Origin of the sequence: Martelella alba, from assembly GCF_005217455.1 — a bacterium.
In the GTDB taxonomy this organism is placed as follows: Bacteria; Pseudomonadota; Gammaproteobacteria; order Enterobacterales; family Enterobacteriaceae; genus Acerihabitans.
In genome coordinates this window covers 48323-66115 of the sequence record NZ_SZPQ01000031.1, presented here as the reverse complement: position 1 = coordinate 66115, position 17793 = coordinate 48323, and the positions used below count along the sequence as shown (strand labels likewise).

Annotated in this window: 14 protein-coding genes; 7 read left to right on the top strand and 7 right to left on the bottom strand. The window is 52.6% G+C overall.

Annotated features, from left to right (window positions below):
* Positions 1–377: 377 nt before the first annotated feature.
* The 3 genes from FCN80_RS18830 to mobA all read right to left on the bottom strand — a co-directional run bounded on the left by FCN80_RS18830 (position 378) and on the right by mobA (position 5003).
* Positions 378–2933: an inverse autotransporter beta domain-containing protein gene (locus FCN80_RS18830; protein WP_136991709.1), complete on the bottom strand. Its 2556-nt coding sequence runs from the start codon at positions 2931–2933 to the stop codon at positions 378–380.
* A gap of 940 nt (positions 2934–3873) precedes the next feature.
* Complete coding sequence (gene mobB / locus FCN80_RS18825; protein ID WP_136991708.1) at positions 3874–4398, bottom strand: molybdopterin-guanine dinucleotide biosynthesis protein MobB; 525 nt, start codon at positions 4396–4398, stop codon at positions 3874–3876.
* A gap of 23 nt (positions 4399–4421) precedes the next feature.
* Complete coding sequence (mobA, locus tag FCN80_RS18820) at positions 4422–5003, bottom strand: molybdenum cofactor guanylyltransferase MobA (protein ID WP_136991707.1); 582 nt, start codon at positions 5001–5003, stop codon at positions 4422–4424.
* A gap of 410 nt (positions 5004–5413) precedes the next feature.
* Here mobA and FCN80_RS18815 point away from each other — a divergent pair, with 410 nt between their 5' ends.
* The 5 genes from FCN80_RS18815 (at position 5414) to spfP (ending at position 10985) form a co-directional block, all read left to right on the top strand.
* Entirely contained in the window at positions 5414–5683 is a 270-nt protein-coding gene (locus tag FCN80_RS18815) for a YihD family protein (protein WP_136991706.1), read from the top strand.
* Positions 5684–5755: 72 nt separating this feature from the next.
* Entirely contained in the window at positions 5756–6742 is a 987-nt protein-coding gene (locus tag FCN80_RS18810; RefSeq protein WP_136991705.1) for a serine/threonine protein kinase, read from the top strand.
* 21 nt (positions 6743–6763) lie between these two features.
* On the top strand, positions 6764–7396 hold the full coding sequence (gene dsbA, locus FCN80_RS18805) for a thiol:disulfide interchange protein DsbA (RefSeq protein ID WP_136991704.1): 633 nt from the start codon (positions 6764–6766) through the stop codon (positions 7394–7396).
* Between the two features lie 588 nt (positions 7397–7984).
* Complete coding sequence (polA, locus tag FCN80_RS18800; protein WP_136991703.1) at positions 7985–10774, top strand: DNA polymerase I; 2790 nt, start codon at positions 7985–7987, stop codon at positions 10772–10774.
* 163 nt (positions 10775–10937) lie between these two features.
* On the top strand, positions 10938–10985 hold the full coding sequence (gene spfP / locus FCN80_RS27615) for a small protein SpfP (protein ID WP_071892919.1): 48 nt from the start codon (positions 10938–10940) through the stop codon (positions 10983–10985).
* A 119-nt stretch (positions 10986–11104) separates the two neighbouring features.
* Here spfP and yihA read toward each other — a convergent pair whose 3' ends face one another.
* Complete coding sequence (gene yihA, locus FCN80_RS18795) at positions 11105–11803, bottom strand: ribosome biogenesis GTP-binding protein YihA/YsxC (RefSeq protein WP_373880347.1); 699 nt, start codon at positions 11801–11803, stop codon at positions 11105–11107.
* 819 nt (positions 11804–12622) lie between these two features.
* Here yihA and yihI point away from each other — a divergent pair.
* Both yihI and hemN read left to right on the top strand, forming a co-directional pair.
* Entirely contained in the window at positions 12623–13156 is a 534-nt protein-coding gene (gene yihI, locus FCN80_RS18790) for a Der GTPase-activating protein YihI (RefSeq protein ID WP_136991701.1), read from the top strand.
* Between the two features lie 183 nt (positions 13157–13339).
* Positions 13340–14713, top strand: a complete 1374-nt coding sequence (gene hemN / locus FCN80_RS18780) for an oxygen-independent coproporphyrinogen III oxidase (protein ID WP_136991699.1) — start codon at positions 13340–13342, stop codon at positions 14711–14713.
* Positions 14714–14787: 74 nt separating this feature from the next.
* Here the strand turns inward: hemN and FCN80_RS18775 are convergent, their stop codons facing one another.
* The 3 genes from FCN80_RS18775 to glnL all read right to left on the bottom strand — a co-directional run bounded on the left by FCN80_RS18775 (position 14788) and on the right by glnL (position 17699).
* Positions 14788–14910: a YshB family small membrane protein gene (locus FCN80_RS18775; RefSeq protein WP_136991698.1), complete on the bottom strand. Its 123-nt coding sequence runs from the start codon at positions 14908–14910 to the stop codon at positions 14788–14790.
* A 316-nt stretch (positions 14911–15226) separates the two neighbouring features.
* Positions 15227–16642, bottom strand: a complete 1416-nt coding sequence (glnG, locus tag FCN80_RS18770) for a nitrogen regulation protein NR(I) (RefSeq protein WP_136991697.1) — start codon at positions 16640–16642, stop codon at positions 15227–15229.
* Between the two features lie 7 nt (positions 16643–16649).
* Positions 16650–17699, bottom strand: coding sequence for a nitrogen regulation protein NR(II) (gene glnL / locus FCN80_RS18765; RefSeq protein ID WP_136991696.1), 1050 nt, complete (start codon positions 17697–17699; stop codon positions 16650–16652).
* Between the last annotated feature and the right edge of the window lie 94 nt (positions 17700–17793).

Here is a 17793-nt window from a genome sequence, read left to right as displayed (position 1 = left end):
GCAGGGGGCTTTTTTTTTACGTCATATAAAGGCCGGCGGCGGCCTGTGCCGCCAGAGGGCTTGAGCGCGCCTGGCGCTGGCTTCGGCTAAACTAAAATCAATCACTATGCAGAAACCGCGAACGGCGAATACACAAAGCGCTGGACTTGCGCCATATTTGCTCATCATACTCAGTGAGTCCCTTTGTCGGCCGCGATGCGACTTAAGATATTTAGAGTAAAAAAATTGGGATCTGCTTGAATATTACAAGATTAAAGAATAACAAGGCTAAAAGTTCTTTAAACCTTGTTATTCTTGGATGTCGGAATTATATAAACCCAAAGTTATACTTGATGGGAAAAAGCAAAATACCCGGTATTACTTATTGAGCAATGTTATCATTCCCAATCTGAACTGTCACTGTTGTCACTTTCAACATCCGATGCGTCAAATTTCATTATCGAACGTCTTAGTGTTGAATATGTTCCCATTTCCGATCTGCATTCATTCTTATATAGGTTCTTTCGATCTTCTGGAACACGCTTCAAACTGTTCCTTTTCAGAGCCAATTCATCCGCTGGAATTCTGACTGTTGCGTTATGCGCTGAGGAATGACGCGTCATTTGTCCTTCACGAATGTCCTTGTTTTTCAGGTTGTTGATTTCGCCCGGAGAGGTTGGTGGTGAAAGGTCACGCTCAGTGGGTGGAGGCGGCGGAGAGAACGATATATCGGGTGCAGAAACGGCTGGAAGCGGGGCGGATACGCTGTTTGCCGGCTGCAGGACGCCGGAATTGCCGGCGGAAAGCGATGTGGCCGTCACGGCTGAGGGGATCTGCAGTTCGACTGGCAATGTTCTTGTTGCCGCGACGGGTGGGGGTCTGCGTAATACCACCTCATCCATGAAATCGGAATCACTGGATGAAGATGAACCGGAAGTAGGAAGAGTGAGGGGCATAGGTGATGAAGATGGGGTGGAGTCATACCTCTTATCTGGGGATGACGGCGGTGTGACGGGCGTTGATGAGGGGGGTGAGGATGTTGAAATATCGGAAGCCGTGTCTGATCCCCAGTTTTTCAGGGTGCTGTTTCTTTTATTCAACGCATTGGCGAGCTCATTTTGGAAGTTATTTTTGCTGGCTTGGTTATCGGCCTTCGGCTGGGGCTTTCTAAGTGTTACGTTACTGAGGGAATCACCCGAACCCACTTGTGACAAGGGCCTGAGCTGTACTTCGGCGGTCGGTGGAGGAGGAGGCGGCGGCGGTACGGATGCTCGAGCCGCGGTATTCTTGTTTTCGGGGGGCGTATTGAGCAGAGGCTGGATAAAGTTTTCGGTAAACAACGTGTTGCTGCCATCTTCCATTGATACTTCGGCCTCTTCGGTGGAAGGCGCGTCAGGGGAATGTCGTGCGGCCGCAAGGGTGGAAGGGGCATCACGGGATTCCCCTTTAGCGATATCCAGTTCATTATCAAGAAGAGCGCTGTCTTGTCCGGGCAGCGTCTCGTCAGATGCTCGAGCCACTGTTTTGGTATTGATAACCGGGGCAGCGGGCGCATCGCTTTCGTTATCATCATCAACAGATGACGTGCGTGGCGAAATCAGCTGATTTCGAGGTGAATCATCCCCGGGCGCCGGATCAAATGGGTTTCCGGCGGTATCGACGACACTCGCGGGTTCAACTCTGATTATCATGGTACTGCGATTGGACGCATCCCCCTGTGTGTCATAAGCCACGGCGGAAAGAACGTAATAGTTTGTCGAGCGCGCATCATAAGCCGGGAGTTGAACATGGTAGTGATGTTTGGAAACATTGATTACCTGGCCACCGTGGGCGCGTAGACTGCTGTCCTCCCAATCAATATGATCCAGGATGAACTGCTGGGAAAAATCGAAGGAAATGGGGTGTCTTTCATGTTCCGCTCCGGTTAACTCGGTGGGTAACCGGAAATACAGCGTCTTCTGATTCTTAAATTCGAGAATGATATTATTATTTCGCTCAACGGGGTTAAATCGACTGCCTTCGATGTTTCTGGTGCCGGTGACATACTGCGGATCCAATTGTTTGGACAACGGCATATTGAAACGGTAATTGATCATCATATTGGCTTTACCTTCGCTGCGGCCGTTGCTCCAGTGTGAGCGGTCCAGACCAAAGGTTAACAGGGGGATGGGATTGTATGTCAACCCCACCGTAAGAGCCGAAGGGTTTTTGAAATGTTCATCTTTATTGGTCGGGGCCACTTCGCCGCCCCGGTATTGTTCATATTTGACCCGGCCGCCTAATTGCGGGTGTTCCGGCAGATAGGCATCCAGATTGATATCGAAGCCATTCGCCACTCGCTCTTCGTATCCGTTGTGTAGATAAGCGCTTTTCCATCCAGAGAGCCGTAAATAGCCGTTAGCGGTCAACTTAAGATTACGGTGCCATAATTCCAGGCCTAACCCCAGTCGCTGATGATGATTGCGGGAAACCTGCAAGTCATAGAAAGAGTTGTAACCCAACATCCAGTCCTGATGAAAATGGCGCTGGCCGATGCCGAGGTTCACAATATTTCGTCCATCAAAACGCCTGGCGCCGAGTTGATTGAATAAAAACCTATTTTCACTATCTTGCAAGGGCAAAAGAATATCGAAAGAAGAACGAGAGAACGTTTTTTGCAAATCAGGCACGGTGATGGTCGCCGAACCCTTGCCATTGGATAAAGCCGTAGAGGATGAGAGATTCGCCTGGGATATATCCTCGACACTTGCTGAATTAGCCCGTTGTGCCTGGTGGGCGGAAACTGGTCGATAAGGTTCAAAAGCCGTTTCGCTATTTTCCATAACAGATGGTTTTTTTTTATCGACGGTTTCTTGGGGGAATTTAACGGCATTTTTTTTCTTTTCGTTCGATAAACAGCCTGCCAGTAAGGCGGCAACACTTATCACGGCAACATACCATTTTGAAGAGGTCATTTTTTATTCTATAAATGTGATTGGTTTGCGATTGGTACTTACTCGTACCGCTAATAGCTTCTACACTCGTCATACTTCGTGTTGCCTCTTTGTTGGCTGCGTTTGCCCACACCAGTCACATAGTGGTCTATGCTCCTGGGGACTCGCGCATGTGCAGCCGCAGTGCAACATAAACTATTGGAGTAAAGATTGACCGAGGTTCAATAAAGGAGCATGGTTATCTTTATATACAAAGATAACTAGTTGGTTAAACCTCGAAGCAATAGTTGAGCTGCAACATAATAATTACATTTCTAATGGTTCTCCTTCGGATTAATTAAATGAAATTATCTACTGATTCTGATATTTGACATTGTTTACATTTATACTTAATAAAAGGCGACAGATAATTACCATAAATGAACCAGATTGGTAAAGTCTCCCGCCAATAAAAAACGCTATATTTAACTTTCGTATCATTTGATCCCCCCATACTTCATATTACCTTTCTGTCGCCGGTCTTCGCTTATCCTGGTTATCATGGGTTTATCAACGCGGTTGGGGGGGAATGAGCGCCGGTTTTTCGACTTTCTCTGGCGCCGAGATGACACCAGCAAACGTAGTCAATCAAGAGTCAACATTAAGTATGACAAGTCCAACATCGGTTTCAATGAATCGTCAGTGTGCCGCCACTTATGTAAGACGTGAATTATTCAAGGTATATACTCGTTATACATTAAGTGGCGCCTTGTCGGCTACGCTCGTTCGGCCCAGCCACACAGTGAGCGATACTCCCGGAGACCCTCTCGCTTGCCGTCGCGATGCAACTTGAATTATTTAGAGCATGAAATAAGAATAATCTCTTAGCTTATTAGTTTATTTTTCTCCGGATAACCATTTACTTGCTATTAGAGAGGGAATATTTATCTTCAATACTTAAAAAAACCTAACCTATTATCTCTCATGACGGCGGGTAATTTCTCAACCACTCGCCGATGAACACCGCTATGCTTTCCGGACGATTGATATCCAATAGGGGTAGGGTGATATCCAGTTTCACGTCACTGGCCACCGCGATGACATGTTCGTCAATGAGCGTCCGCCAATCCTTGCCGGTATCCGAGCGGAACAAGGCGATTTTGGGCACCGGTTCGCCTTTGAAGCCTTCCACCAGCACCAAATCAAGCAGGGAGGGATTCATTTGCGCCGCCAGCCAAGAAAGCGATGGCATGGCTTCATTCCTATTTTCGGTCATCAACGCCCAACGCGCCTCGCTGGCGACCATGGTTTGTCGCGCGCCGGCCTTGCGCAACTCGTAGCTGTCTTTTCCCGGGGTATCCACATCCATCTTATGATGTGTATGCTTGATAATTCCCACCCGGATGTTCGCCTTATTGAGCATGGGAATGATTTTTTTCAATAGGGTCGTTTTGCCGGTACCGCTATAGGCGGCGACAGCTAATAGCGGCAAATGCGTGTGTGGCATGACCATTATCCTCGCAGTGGTTGTCACCAGGCCCAACCCGCCAGATCGTCGGGGGTATTGAGGTTAGCGAACGCTGGATGCGTTTCGGAAAACATTACTCTCGCGGCGTTGATGCTGTCGAAAAATAGCATTACCCGGCGGTCTCCGCCAGCGAGAAAGCGTTGCAAACAGGGTGCCAACGCGCGATTGAGCAAGGCGAAGGCCGGATGGTCGCGGTTATCGGAATGGGCGAAAGCCGCTTTAGCATCCTCCTTGTCATGCCACAGGCGCGCAACCAAATTCAAAGGGAATACCGGCGCATCGCAGGGTACAAACGCCACCCAGTCGGTTTCGGCAGCCTGTAAGCCCGCCAGCATGCCGGCCAGCGGCCCTTGGAAATCGGCTATAGTATCGCTGATGACTGTGAGCCCGCTTTGCCGGTATTGATCCTGATGGCGATTGGCATTAATGATAACCTGACTCACCTGTTCCGTCAGACCGGCCAGTACATGCCGGTAAAGGGGAAGGCCATGGAGCAGGAGCAGCCCTTTATCCTGGCCGCCCATGCGACTGGAACGTCCGCCCGCCAAAATAATGCCCGTAATAGTGGGTTTCGCTGTGGCCATTTCATACAACTCCGGTCTGTAAAAGACGATTTTGTCAGAATACTCCGTTTGCGGCCGGCCTGCGTATGTCCGGCGGCGCATATTCGCACGAAAGCATACGGGACGATCGGTCTTCTGACGCGTCCAACGGCGCGTTGGCGGTCTTGCTGGGCATATCATCATGCTTAAAAAGGAGCGGCCGCCGGAAGCGTAAAGCTTGACCCTGAAGGCGAAGAGCCGTCACGCGGTTTCACATAATAAGATACAATCTACCAAGGGAAATCGACGATTAGGGCGTATGCCGCCCGGCGGAAATTGCTAAAGTAGACCATGGCCCGTCCCCCTTGCCATGGATAGCGGTATCCCGCCTTTGGGCAGCTTGAATCGTGGTAAGACTCGGCCTAACACCAACATCATAAAAGGATTGGCTTATGAAATATCATCGTGTCGACGAACTGGTTGAATTGCTTCATCCCGCTTGGCGAAAGGATTCAGACCTCAATTTATTGCAATTTTTGCGCAAATTGGCTGATGAGGCAGGATTTCAAGGCGATCTGGCGAATTTGAGCGATGATATGCTGATCTATCATCTGAAAATGCGCGATGCCGATAGCACTGCCGCAATTCCTGGTTTACAGAAAGATTACGAAGAGGATTTTAAGACCGCCATCCTGAAGGCCAGGGGCATTCTTAAGGATTGAGCGCAAAGCGAACGCACCGGTCTTGACCGGGTTAATTTCGCGTCTTCAACAGGTTTGGACGAAAACTGTTTTATGAATACGAGTGCTTTCAATTTCAGAACGCTGATGCCGGATCTGATCATGGATGCCTTACAGGCAACTGGGTTGCGCGTCGATTCCGGCCTTACCGCCCTAAACAGCTATGAAAACCGTGTTTACCAATTTCTGGACGAAGATCGCAAGCGTTATGTGGTCAAATTTTACCGGCCGGAACGCTGGACGTCCGAGCAGATCTTGGAAGAGCACGCTTTATCGCGGGAATTGGACGAGGCGGAAATCCCCGTGGTGCCGCCGATGGACGTTAATGGTACAACGCTTCTGAATTACCAGGGATTTCGTTATGCGATTTTTCCAAGCGTTGGGGGACGGCAATTCGAACAGGACAATGATGAACAGCTTGAGTGGGTGGGGCGTTTTATCGGTCGGATACATAGGCAGAATGGCGCGGCCCGTTTCGCTTTCCGTCCCACGTTTTCGTTGGAGGATTATCTCTACGAGCCCCGTAGGGAACTGGAACAAAGCCAGCTCATCGCCGGGGGGCAAAAAGAGGCTTTTCTTCGCGTGGCCGACCTGCTGATCAGCGAAGTCGGGTTATGCTGGAACGAGGAATGGCGTTCGTTGCGGTTGCACGGCGATTTGCACGCCGGGAATATCCTGTGGCGTGATGGGCCGATGTTTGTCGACCTGGACGACGCGCGTAATGGGCCGGCAGTTCAGGACTTGTGGATGCTGCTTAACGGTAATCGTGGCGAACAACAATATCAATTATCGCTTTTGCTTGACGCCTATAGCGAGTTCATGGATTTTAATCCGCGGGAGTTGGCGCTGATTGAGCCGTTGCGGGCCATGCGCATGATCCATTATCTTGCCTGGGTTAGCCGGCGTTGGGGAGATCCGGCCTTCCCGCACAGTTTTCCCTGGATGACCGATGCCGGGTTCTGGGAACAGCAAATCATGGTGTTTTCCGAACAAGTCAAACTATTGCGCGAACCGCCGCTGCAACTGACGCCTTCTTATTAAACTGATGGAGAGAAAAAATTGATGAAAAAAATCTGGTATGCGCTGGCTGGTTTGCTGATGGCGCTGACATTCAGCGTATTCGCCGCGCCGTTTTCCGAGGGACAGCAGTATGTTCAACTGGACAAGCCGGTCGCCGGCGAACCGCAGGTCCTGGAGTTTTTCTCGTTTTATTGTCCCCATTGCTATGAGTTCGAAAACGTCTACCATATTTCCGACAGCATCAAGAAGAGCTTGCCGGCCGGTACCAAGTACGTCAAATACCACGTGGATTTCCTTGGCGGCGACATGGGCAAAGAGCTAACCCGTGCCTGGGCCGTGGCAATGGCGCTCGGCGTGGAAGATAAAGTCAGTCCGCTGATGTTTGATGCGGTGCAAAAAACGCAAACCGTTCAATCCCCGTCCGACATTCGCGATGTGTTTGTGAAAGCGGGCGTCAGCGCCGAGCAGTACGATGCCGCTTTGAACAGCTTTGTTGTAAAGTCGCTGGTGGTGCAGCAGGAAAAAGCCGCCGCCGATTTGGATTTACGCGGCGTACCCTCGGTATTCGTGAATGGGAAATACATGGTCAAGAACGACGGCCTGGATACCTCGTCTATGGATGCGTATGTCAAACAGTTCGGCGATGTCGTGAAATTTTTGCTAACTCAGCAATAAAGGGGCCCTCCGGCGGCGTGTCCGCCGGATCGTCTCTTCCGCCATCCGATACGGTTAATTGCGTCGGCCGATATTTCCGCAGCAAGTTATTTACCGTTTCAACCTGTCGAAGTGGAAATATTGTGTATATCCTTTTTCTGGCTCCGCCTAAATGGCCCGTCTGCGCCTGGTGGGTAATTTGAGTTATATCCACAAAGCGGGAATCTCTATGTAATATAAGCAATTAAGTGATCTCACTCTATAATTCACTGATAAATATTGATTTTTTGTAAACTCCTTTCGGCTCAAACATTCTGTAAATTTTATCAAATCTTTTTACTCACAAAGTTATCCACAGCATGATCGTGCGGATCCGAACGCAACTCCAGTATTTTTATCGGCCTTTTTGACGCTAACGTTCGTCTCCGGCGGCCAGCTATGGCATGCTATAGGCGTCATCCATGAAACGGCCTCTTTGTTGGCTGTGTGCGATTACCCCCCCGCGACATCGTCCGCTTATGCGATGGGGGGCTCTCGCTCGCCGCCATAACGCTTGGGATGATGTACAGTACATACCTCCTATTCCATGTTCCGAAAACGGCATACGCTATGGCCCATATCGCAGACAATCCTCTGATTCTTGTTGACGGTTCATCTTATCTTTACCGCGCTTATCATGCTTTCCCACCCCTGACCAACAGTGCGGGCGAGCCCACCGGCGCAATGTATGGCGTGCTGAATATGCTGCGCAGCCTGCTGGCGCAATATCGGCCCAGTCATGTGGCAGTGGTGTTTGACGCCAAGGGTAAAACTTTCCGCGATGAATTGTTTGAACACTACAAGTCGCATCGGCCGCCGATGCCCGACGATCTGCGCAGCCAGATAGCGCCCCTGCACAGTATGGTTAAAGCCATGGGCCTGCCATTACTGGCGGTTTCCGGCGTCGAAGCGGATGATGTCATTGGTACGTTGGCGTTGGAGGCCGAACGCGCCGGGCGCGAGGTACTGATCAGCACTGGCGACAAGGATATGGCCCAACTGGTCTCGCCAATGATCACCCTCATCAACACCATGACCAATACCGTCCTTGGCCCGGAAGAAGTTAAAGCGAAATTCGGCGTGCCGCCGGAGAGAATCATCGATTACCTGGCGCTGATGGGCGATAGTTCGGACAATATTCCCGGCGTGCCGGGGGTGGGTGGAAAAACCGCACAGGCCTTGTTGCAAGGATTGGACAGTCTGCGGGGAATTTATGGCAATTTGGGCGGCGTGGCCTCGCTTTCGTTTCGCGGCGCGAAAACCCTGGCGCCGAAACTGCAAGAGCATAAGGATTTAGCCTTTCTCTCCTATACGCTGGCCACCATCAAAACCGATGTCTCCCTGGAAATCGCTTTTGATGGGTTAACCGTTAGCGAGCCCGATGTCGCGGCGCTAAGTGAATTATTCGGCAAATACGAATTTAAACGCTGGCTGGCGGATCTTGAGGCCGGTAAGTGGTTAGGACGCAAGGCGCCGGAAAGTGTGGCGCGCAATCCGTTTAATGCGCCGGCGCCGGTACAAAACAACGATGAACCGGCGCAACCCCTGAGCCGCGACGGCTATGAGGTGATTACCGAGATGCCCGCGCTGGAGCGGTGGCTGGACAAGATTCGCGAAAAAGGGCTGTTTGCTTTTGATACCGAAACCGACAGCCTGGATACGCTGACCGCCAATCTGGTGGGACTTTCTTTTGCCGTCGCTCGGGGCGAGGCGGCTTATCTGCCGGTGGGCCATGATTACCTGGATGCGCCGCAACAGTTGCCGCGGGATGACGTATTGGCCCGTCTGAAACCGCTGCTGGAGGATCCGCGCCTGCTGAAAATCGGCCAGAATCTGAAATTCGATCGGGGCGTGTTGAAACGGTACGATATTGAGATGGTCGGCATGGCCTTTGATACCATGCTGGAATCCTATGTCCTCAATAGCGTCGCTGGGCGTCACGATATGGATAGCCTGGCGGAACGTTTCTTGCAACATAAGGCCATTGGTTTTGAGGATATTGCCGGTAAAGGCAAGAATCAGCTTGTCTTCAATCAGATTGCCCTTGAGGAGGCGGCGCCCTATGCCGCGGAAGACGCCGATGTAACCTGGTGCCTGCATGAGAAGATCTGGCCGCAGATTGAGAAAGAAAGCGGCCTGAAAAAGGTTTTTGAAGAAATCGAGATGCCCCTGGTGCCGGTTTTGTCCCGCATCGAGCGTACCGGGGTTTTGATTGATGAAAAAATTCTGGCGACCCATTCCGGGCAGTTAACCCAACGACTGGGGGAACTGGAAAAAGAGGCGCACGAACTGGCGGAGGAGCCTTTTAATCTGTCCTCCACCAAGCAGTTGCAGACTATCCTTTATGATAAACAGAAGCTGCCGATTCTCAAGAAAACGCCCGGCGGCGCGCCTTCCACTAATGAGGAAGTCTTGGCCGAACTGGCGCTGGATTATCCTCTGCCCAAGCTTATCCTTGAATACCGCGGTCTGGCCAAACTGAAAACCACTTACACCGATAAACTGCCCTTAATGATCAACCCCGCCACTAAGCGGGTGCATACTTCCTACCACCAGGCTATCACCGCCACTGGCCGGCTTTCGTCCAGCGATCCCAATTTGCAGAATATTCCGGTGCGCAATGAGGAGGGACGCCGGATCAGGCAGGCATTCATTGCGCCGCACGGATCGGTGATAGTGGCGGCGGATTATTCCCAGATCGAGTTGCGCATTATGGCCCATCTGTCGCGGGACGCCGGGTTGCTCAAGGCCTTCGCCGAAGGCAAAGATATTCATAGGGCCACCGCCGCCGAGGTGTTCGGCATGGCGCTGGAGAACGTCACGCAAGAGCAGCGTCGCAGTGCCAAGGCGATAAATTTTGGTTTGATTTACGGTATGAGCGCCTTCGGTTTGTCACGGCAACTGTCGGTATCCCGCACCGAAGCGCAGCGCTATATGAACTTGTATTTTGAGCGTTATCCAGGGGTGCTGGACTATATGGAGCGAACCCGTAAGCAGGCCCACGAGCAGGGGTATGTCTCGACGCTTGACGGTCGCCGCCTTTATCTGCCGGATATCCATTCCCGCAATGGCGCGCGGAAAAAAGCCGCTGAACGGGCCGCAATCAACGCCCCCATGCAGGGAACCGCCGCCGATATCATTAAGCGCGCCATGATTGCTATTGATAACTGGCTGCAACAGGAACAGCCCCCGGTCAAGATGATCATGCAAGTCCATGACGAGCTGGTTTTCGAAATTGAACAATCGGCGGCGGCCGCGGCGGCGGAGCGGATCAAGGCGTTGATGGAGGGGTGTTTCGCCCTGGACGTTCCGCTGCGCGTTGATGTCGGCATGGGTGAAAATTGGGATCAAGCTCACTAAGTGGCGAAGTAATAAGCTTTTTTTGTAATTTAGCTACATAAAAATGTGATACATATTGTTATTATCGCATTCAAGACAGCGGTAAGTGAAAATAAACAACAAAAAAATCTTTTGCCCGAACGAAAATTGTTGTAAAGTTAGAGTCGTAGGGTACAGAGGTAAGATGTTCTATCTTTCAGACCTTTTACTTCACGTAATCGGATTTGGCTAAATATTAGCCGCCCCAGGCTTCACTGTCTGGGGCGTTTTTTATTGGGCGGAAGAAACCGGTTACAACGGCATGGGCCAGGGAAGAGGCGGCCAAAAGCCCCCTCATGAAGGTGATTGATGTCAGTCGCGCACAGGCGTTTTGGCCGCATCAAACCAGTTGTCCAGCTTTTCACTCAACCTGTCGACGCCAGTTTTCTTTAACGATGAGAACGTTTCCACCTGAATATCACCACCGAACGCCACGGCCTGTTTACGCACTTGCCCAAGCTGGGTCCGGGCGGCGCCGGCAGTCAGTTTGTCGGCCTTAGTCAGCAGCACCAGGACCGAAATATCCACGCTTACCGCCCATTTGATCATTTGCTGATCGAGATCTTTCAAGGGATGCCGAATATCCATCATTATGACGAGTCCCTTAAGGCTATCGCGCTGTTGCAAATACTCCCCCAGCGCCCGCTGCCATTGCCGTTTCACGTCTTCCGGCACCTCGGCGTAGCCGTAGCCCGGTAAATCCACCAAGCGGCGCTGCGGCGCGACTTCGAAGAGATTGATCAATTGTGTCCGACCAGGGGTTTTACTGGTTCTGGCCAGGTTTTTCTGCTGGGTAAGCGTATTTAAGGCGCTGGATTTTCCGGCGTTGGACCGTCCGGCGAAAGCGACTTCGATACCGGTATCAGGGGGCAAATGGCGTATATCTGGCGCGCTCATGACAAAATGCGTCATATGATAATTATAGGTGGTGGTCAAAAAGTTTTCTCCCTGGCTGATGGCTTGCCTCTGATTATACGGATAAACGGCGTGAATGCGGATTTTAGTTTGCACGACGTCGACGTCGGCGCTGCCTGGTCTTGAGAGCCGGACTTTTCCAGCGAAGCATGATTAGAATATTTTTACACTCATCCTAATTTACGTTGCTTCTTTGTTGGCCGCGACGCAACTTGCATTATTTAGAGGATAGAATGGTTTTAGTGTAGGAGATCGGCCTTTATCCAGCGACGTCTTCTCGTTTTTATAGTAATTAATATATTATAAATCATAAAGTTAATTAATTAACACTGTTGATGCGACCTTTGCCCAATCCCCCGGCCACTTGCGGGCGATTTTCACTGAGTTACATTAGCGGACGAGGCAAGGAGCGCTGAAAGAAGGCACATTTTTGCAAGAGGTTTGAACCCTGGATGAGTGCGCGGCGACGCCGGCGCACGATGTCATATCAATTCAATCTGCATCTCTCAGGGAAGAAGGCCGCTCAGGACGAGCGCGTAAAGGAATACACACTCATCGGGCTGCTTCGCCGGATATCACGCTTTGCGTTCGTAAAAGCGTCCTCTCTCCACAGGATGCGGCCTGGCGAGTTCCCCGCCGGGTGGCATTTTCTCGCGAAGCATTCTCATGTTATGGTGGCAGACTTATCGCCACCTTTTTTATTTGCCGGGATTCTGGTAGATTCCGCCCCAACCCATAACCTCAAGGTTTTTTTGTGTTGCTGGCGGTCAAACGGCGACATAAAAAACGATGGCATACACGAATATATTCGAGCCGCATTGCAGCGGCATGTGAGCGGACGCCGCCAACAAAAAGGCGACTTGATGTATGCCGGGTAGATATACTCATAAGACTATTCCCGCGAGAGCAGCCAAGATGAAACCAACAACCCACAGCGGCCGGACACAAACGGCTGCGCGCAAGAAAAATCGTAAAAGCCGCGAGCAACTCAATGAGGAAGGCCGTGACCGCAAGCGTTCAAAGAAACACCGCGGTCTGGCCGCCGGTTCCCGTAATCAGGAGAGCAAAGACGGCAACGGCAACCGTTCGATGCGCGCAGTCGCTGCCGACCCGCGCATCGGCAGCAAGAAACCGGTGCCGCTGTCTGTCCCCGGCGCCGTATCCAGGCCGGCCAGTTCCAGGGCCGTCGTTCCGCCGGTTCCGCTCGCGCCGGAGGAAGAATTGGATAGCCTGGAAAACGATATCCGGCTTGATGCTTTGTTGACTCGCATTGAACAGGACGACGACCTGAGTACCGAGGAGCAGGCCTATGTTGATGAAAAACTGGACCGCATTGACCAGTTGATGGCGCTTCTGGGGATTGAATTGGATGAAGATGAAGAAGACGCCCCCCAGGATGAGGATATGCTGCAATTGCTCAAAAGGGGCTTCGGTAAAGACGGGTTATAGTTTCCCATGCTGCTATTGCTTATCGTGCTACCGCTGACATGTTATTTAATGTGGTTATTGAGTAAACTATGGCGGCTTTCGCGACGTAAAGACCGGTTGCTTTCGGCCCGCGGGGCCGTGCGACGTTCGGCGCCGCCGGTTAGGTCGCGCCGGCGAAAATACCGTAAGGAGTAAGCTGCCACCATGCCAGTGCCAACCATAGAATGGGATTCGGCCCTTATCCGCCAATATAACCAGTCGGGGCCGCGTTACACCTCCTACCCCACTGCGCTGGAATTTAGCGATGGCTACGGCGAGTCGGCGTTTCGGCAAGCGTTAATGCGTTATCCGCAACGGCCGCTGTCGCTATATCTGCATATTCCGTTCTGTCACAAGCTGTGTTATTTCTGCGCCTGCAATAAAATCATTACCCGCCAGACGGAAAAGGTCGATCGCTATCTGGCGGCCCTGGAGCGGGAAATCGCTCAGCGTGCGCCGCTGTTTCGTCAGCGTCCGGTAGTGCAAATGCATTGGGGCGGCGGTACGCCGACCTATCTCACGCGTGAACAGATAACGCGGCTCGTGAGCTGTCTGCGCGAACATTTCGCTTTTCAGCCTGGGGCTGAACTCTCACTGGAAATCGATCCCCGGCAAGTCGAGCCTGACATCATCGATTTTCTGGCGGAGCAGGGGTTCAACCGGATCAGCATGGGGGTTCAGGATTTCAACAAAAATGTCCAGCGTCTGGTCAACCGGGTACAAGATGAAGACCTTATCTTCACGCTGATGGCGCGGGCCAAAGAATGCGGCTTTCAATCCACCAATATTGACTTGATTTACGGATTGCCGCAGCAGACGCCGGCAACGTTTCTCCATACGCTAAAGCGGGTAATCGCATTGAACCCGCAACGCCTTAGCGTATTCAATTATGCCCATTTGCCGGCCCTGTTCGCCGCCCAACGTAAAATTAAACAGCAGGATTTGCCGGATGCGGCCAGCAAATTGACGATTTTGCAGCAAACCATCGCCACGTTGTGCGAGGCGGGCTATCAATTTATCGGCATGGATCATTTCGCCCGTCCGGATGACGAGTTGGCCGTTGCCCAGCGCGCCGGGAAATTACATCGTAATTTCCAGGGCTACACTACACGCGGGGATTGCGAGCTGCTTGGCATGGGCGTGTCGGCCATCAGTATGATTGGCGACAGCTACGCGCAAAACCAAAAAGACATCAAGTCCTATACGGACAGCGTGGACCGGCAGGGCAACGGGTTATGGCGCGGCGTATCGCTCACACAGGACGATTGCCTGCGGCGGGATATCATCAAGGGTCTTATCTGCCAGTTCGCCATTGATTACGCGCCGCTGGAACAACAATACGGCATCCGCTTCAGCGAGTATTTCGCCGAGGATCTGAACATGCTCGCGCCGATGGAGCGTGACGGGCTGGTAACAGTGACCGAGCGGGCTGTGAACGTCTCCGCCAAAGGGCGGTTATTGATAAGGAATATCTGTATGTGCTTTGACCGTTATCTGCGCGACAAGATGCGCCAGCGCCAATTTTCGCAAGTCATCTGAACGCTGCCGTCACACAATCTCCGCCGAACAACGGATAGTATAACGGTGTAAAGACATTCGCCGGCAAAACAGCGTTAACTGAGAAAATTGATCAGCGCGGCGCAGAGTATGGCGGCCAATGCTGTTTGAGGCGCGTGGCCGGCCGCGGCGGTCATGTCCGCGCCATGCGATACCAAAGCGATCAACGAATTCAACATGGTCTTTCTCCCAAGTCAGCGAAAAGATCATACTGTGTAAACCTGGGATGTAAAGAGTGACATTGCATCATTTTGCGCGTTATTTCGCCTTTTTTTGATTTATAGCCTGCATCATTCATGTTTTTGCGCGCCGGCGTGTGAGGGTCAGTGCGGTGCAAGCGCGGGTGAACCCCGAGCGGGGTTTCGATAAGAGACGGGCAGCCTCTCACTTATCCTCAGTTTTATCGCCCATACCGTGACGGAAAGCCGACGACGTCGACAAACAAGCATCACGGAGTATGGCGCGTTTAGCGGCACGCATCGAGGGCGATGCGCTTTACTCCATCCCCAACTCTTTAAGCTTGCGGGTTAGGGTATTCCTGCCCCAGCCCAGCAATCGGGCCGCTTCCTGCTTATGACCCTGCGTATGCCGCAGCGCTGTGGTCAACAGTGTTCTTTCCATTTCGGGCTGGGCCTCCGATAACAGGTTTTGATGACCGGAACGCAAGGCCCGATCGGCCCATTGCGCCAGTAAGGTGGCCCAACTGTCCGGCAGGGATTGTACGGCGGCGTCGGGGACGGCGCTTTCGAACAGCTCCGGCGGTAAATCCTGAATGAGCACCTCCTGTCCGGCGGCCATCACCGTCAGCCAGCGGCACGTGTTTTCCAACTGGCGGACATTGCCCTGCCACGACAGACGCGTCAACGCGGTTTCAGTTTCCGGATGCAGGATTTTGGGCTCGACGCCCAGCTCTTTGGCGGCAACTTGCAGGAAATAGCGCGCCAGACGTGGGATGTCTTCCCGGCGCTCCCGTAACGGCGGCAAATGCACCCGAATGACATTCAGACGATGAAATAAATCTTCTCGGAATTTGCCTTCTTGTACCCGCTGTTCCAAATTCTGGTGAGTGGCGGCGATGATACGAACATCCACTTTGACCGGCGCATAGCCGCCGACCCGATAAAACTGTCCATCCGCCAATACGCGCAGTAAGCGGGTTTGGACGTCCAGGGGCATATCGCCGATTTCATCCAGAAACAGCGTGCCGCCGTCCGCTTGTTCAAAACGGCCCTGCCGTACCTGGTTGGCGCCGGTGAACGCCCCTTTTTCATGGCCAAACAGTTCCGACTCGATCAAATCCTTAGGGATCGCCGCCATGTTCAGGGCGATAAACGAGGATTTGGCCCGGGGACTGTGGCGATGCAAGGCATGCGCCACCAGCTCTTTGCCGGTTCCGGATTCGCCATTTATCAGCACGCTGATGGAGGAGCGGGACAGGCGTCCGATAATACGGAAGACATCCTGCATGGCCGGCGCTTCGCCGATGATATCCGTGGTCGGTCCGCCATTGGCCGGCTGGGCCCGCGCCGGCTGCTGTTGTTCCAGATAATGACTGACCGCACGCTCCACCAGGGCGACCGCCTCATCAATATCAAAGGGTTTGGGCAGATAATCAAAGGCGCCTTGTTGATAGGCGCTAACGGCGGCGTCCAGATCGGAATGGGCGGTCATGATAATCACCGGCAACATGGGATGGCGCTGTTTAATCTGCTTGAGCAGCGCCAGGCCGTCCATTCCTGGCATGCGTATATCCGATAACAACACGTCCGGGGTTTGGGTGGACAGCGCTTCCAGCACATCGCCGCCACCTTCGAAGGTCGCGCACGTTAACCCGGCTCCAGTGAGGGCGCGTTCAAGCACCCAGCGTATGGAGCTATCGTCATCGACGATCCAGACTATCCCTCGTTGCATAATGACCTCACTGGCGAATAGGCAGGTAAACCGAAAATTCGGTATGGCCCGGCCAACTGTTGAATTCAATTTTACCTGAGTTCTGATCGACCAGACTGCGGGCGATGGATAACCCCAGACCGGTCCCCCCCTCGCGTCCGCTGACCATCGGGTAGAACAACGTGTCCTGGAGGTGCGCCGGCACGCCGGGGCCGTCGTCCTCGATATCAATTCTGGCGGCCAACCGGTACCGCACCCCATGTAGCGTTAGCTGGAAGGCCGTGCGGGTACGTATGGTGATGGTGCCGCCGTCTTCGCCCAGCGCCTGTAATGAATTACGGGTGATATTCAATAACACCTGTTCCATTTGGTCGGGGTCATGGGCCAATTCGGGCAGGCTGGGGTCATAATCGCGTATCAGCGTGACATTGTCCGGCTTCTCCAGCGAAACCAGCTGAAAGACCCGCTCCGCCACCTGGTGGATGCTTTGCGTGATATGCATGCCCGGTTGCTGCGGCCCAAGTAGACGGTCCACCAGGTTACGCAACCGATCGGCCTGTTCGATAATGACTTTGGTGTATTCAAGCAAAGAGGGATCGGGCAAGGCTTTGGACAGTAGCTGGGCCGCGCCCCGCAACCCGCCAAGGGGGTTTTTAATCTCATGCGCCAGGCCGCGAACCAAATCCCGCGCCGCCACCTGCTGGGCATGCTGGATTTGTTCTTGGCTCAAACGCCGCTGGTTATCCATAGGCGCGAGTTCCATCAAATACCAGTTCTCCGGCATAAGCTGTACGGTCAGCGAAAGAATATGGGCCCGACCGTCCACCACCAAAGTGACCTCATTATCGGTAAATCCCTGGCCGGCATTCAGGCTCTCGCGCATCAGTTCAACGTTCAGGGAAAAATACCCCAGCAATTCAGGCAGCGGCGTGCCGAAAAGCTTACGGGAGCTTTGGGCCAGCAATTGCTGCGCCGCCGGGTTGGCGTAATGAACAGCGAGATCGTTATCCAGCAAAAGGATACTGTTAATCAGTGAATTGAGGATCTGCCCAGCATCGGGCAATGAGCCTGTAGCCATAAAGCAGTCTCCCGCACTCTTTTAGTGCATTTTAGTCGATTAAATAACGTTGCGCTTGGCTGCGCGCAAGGTTTGCCGGAGAAAAAAGCCCATC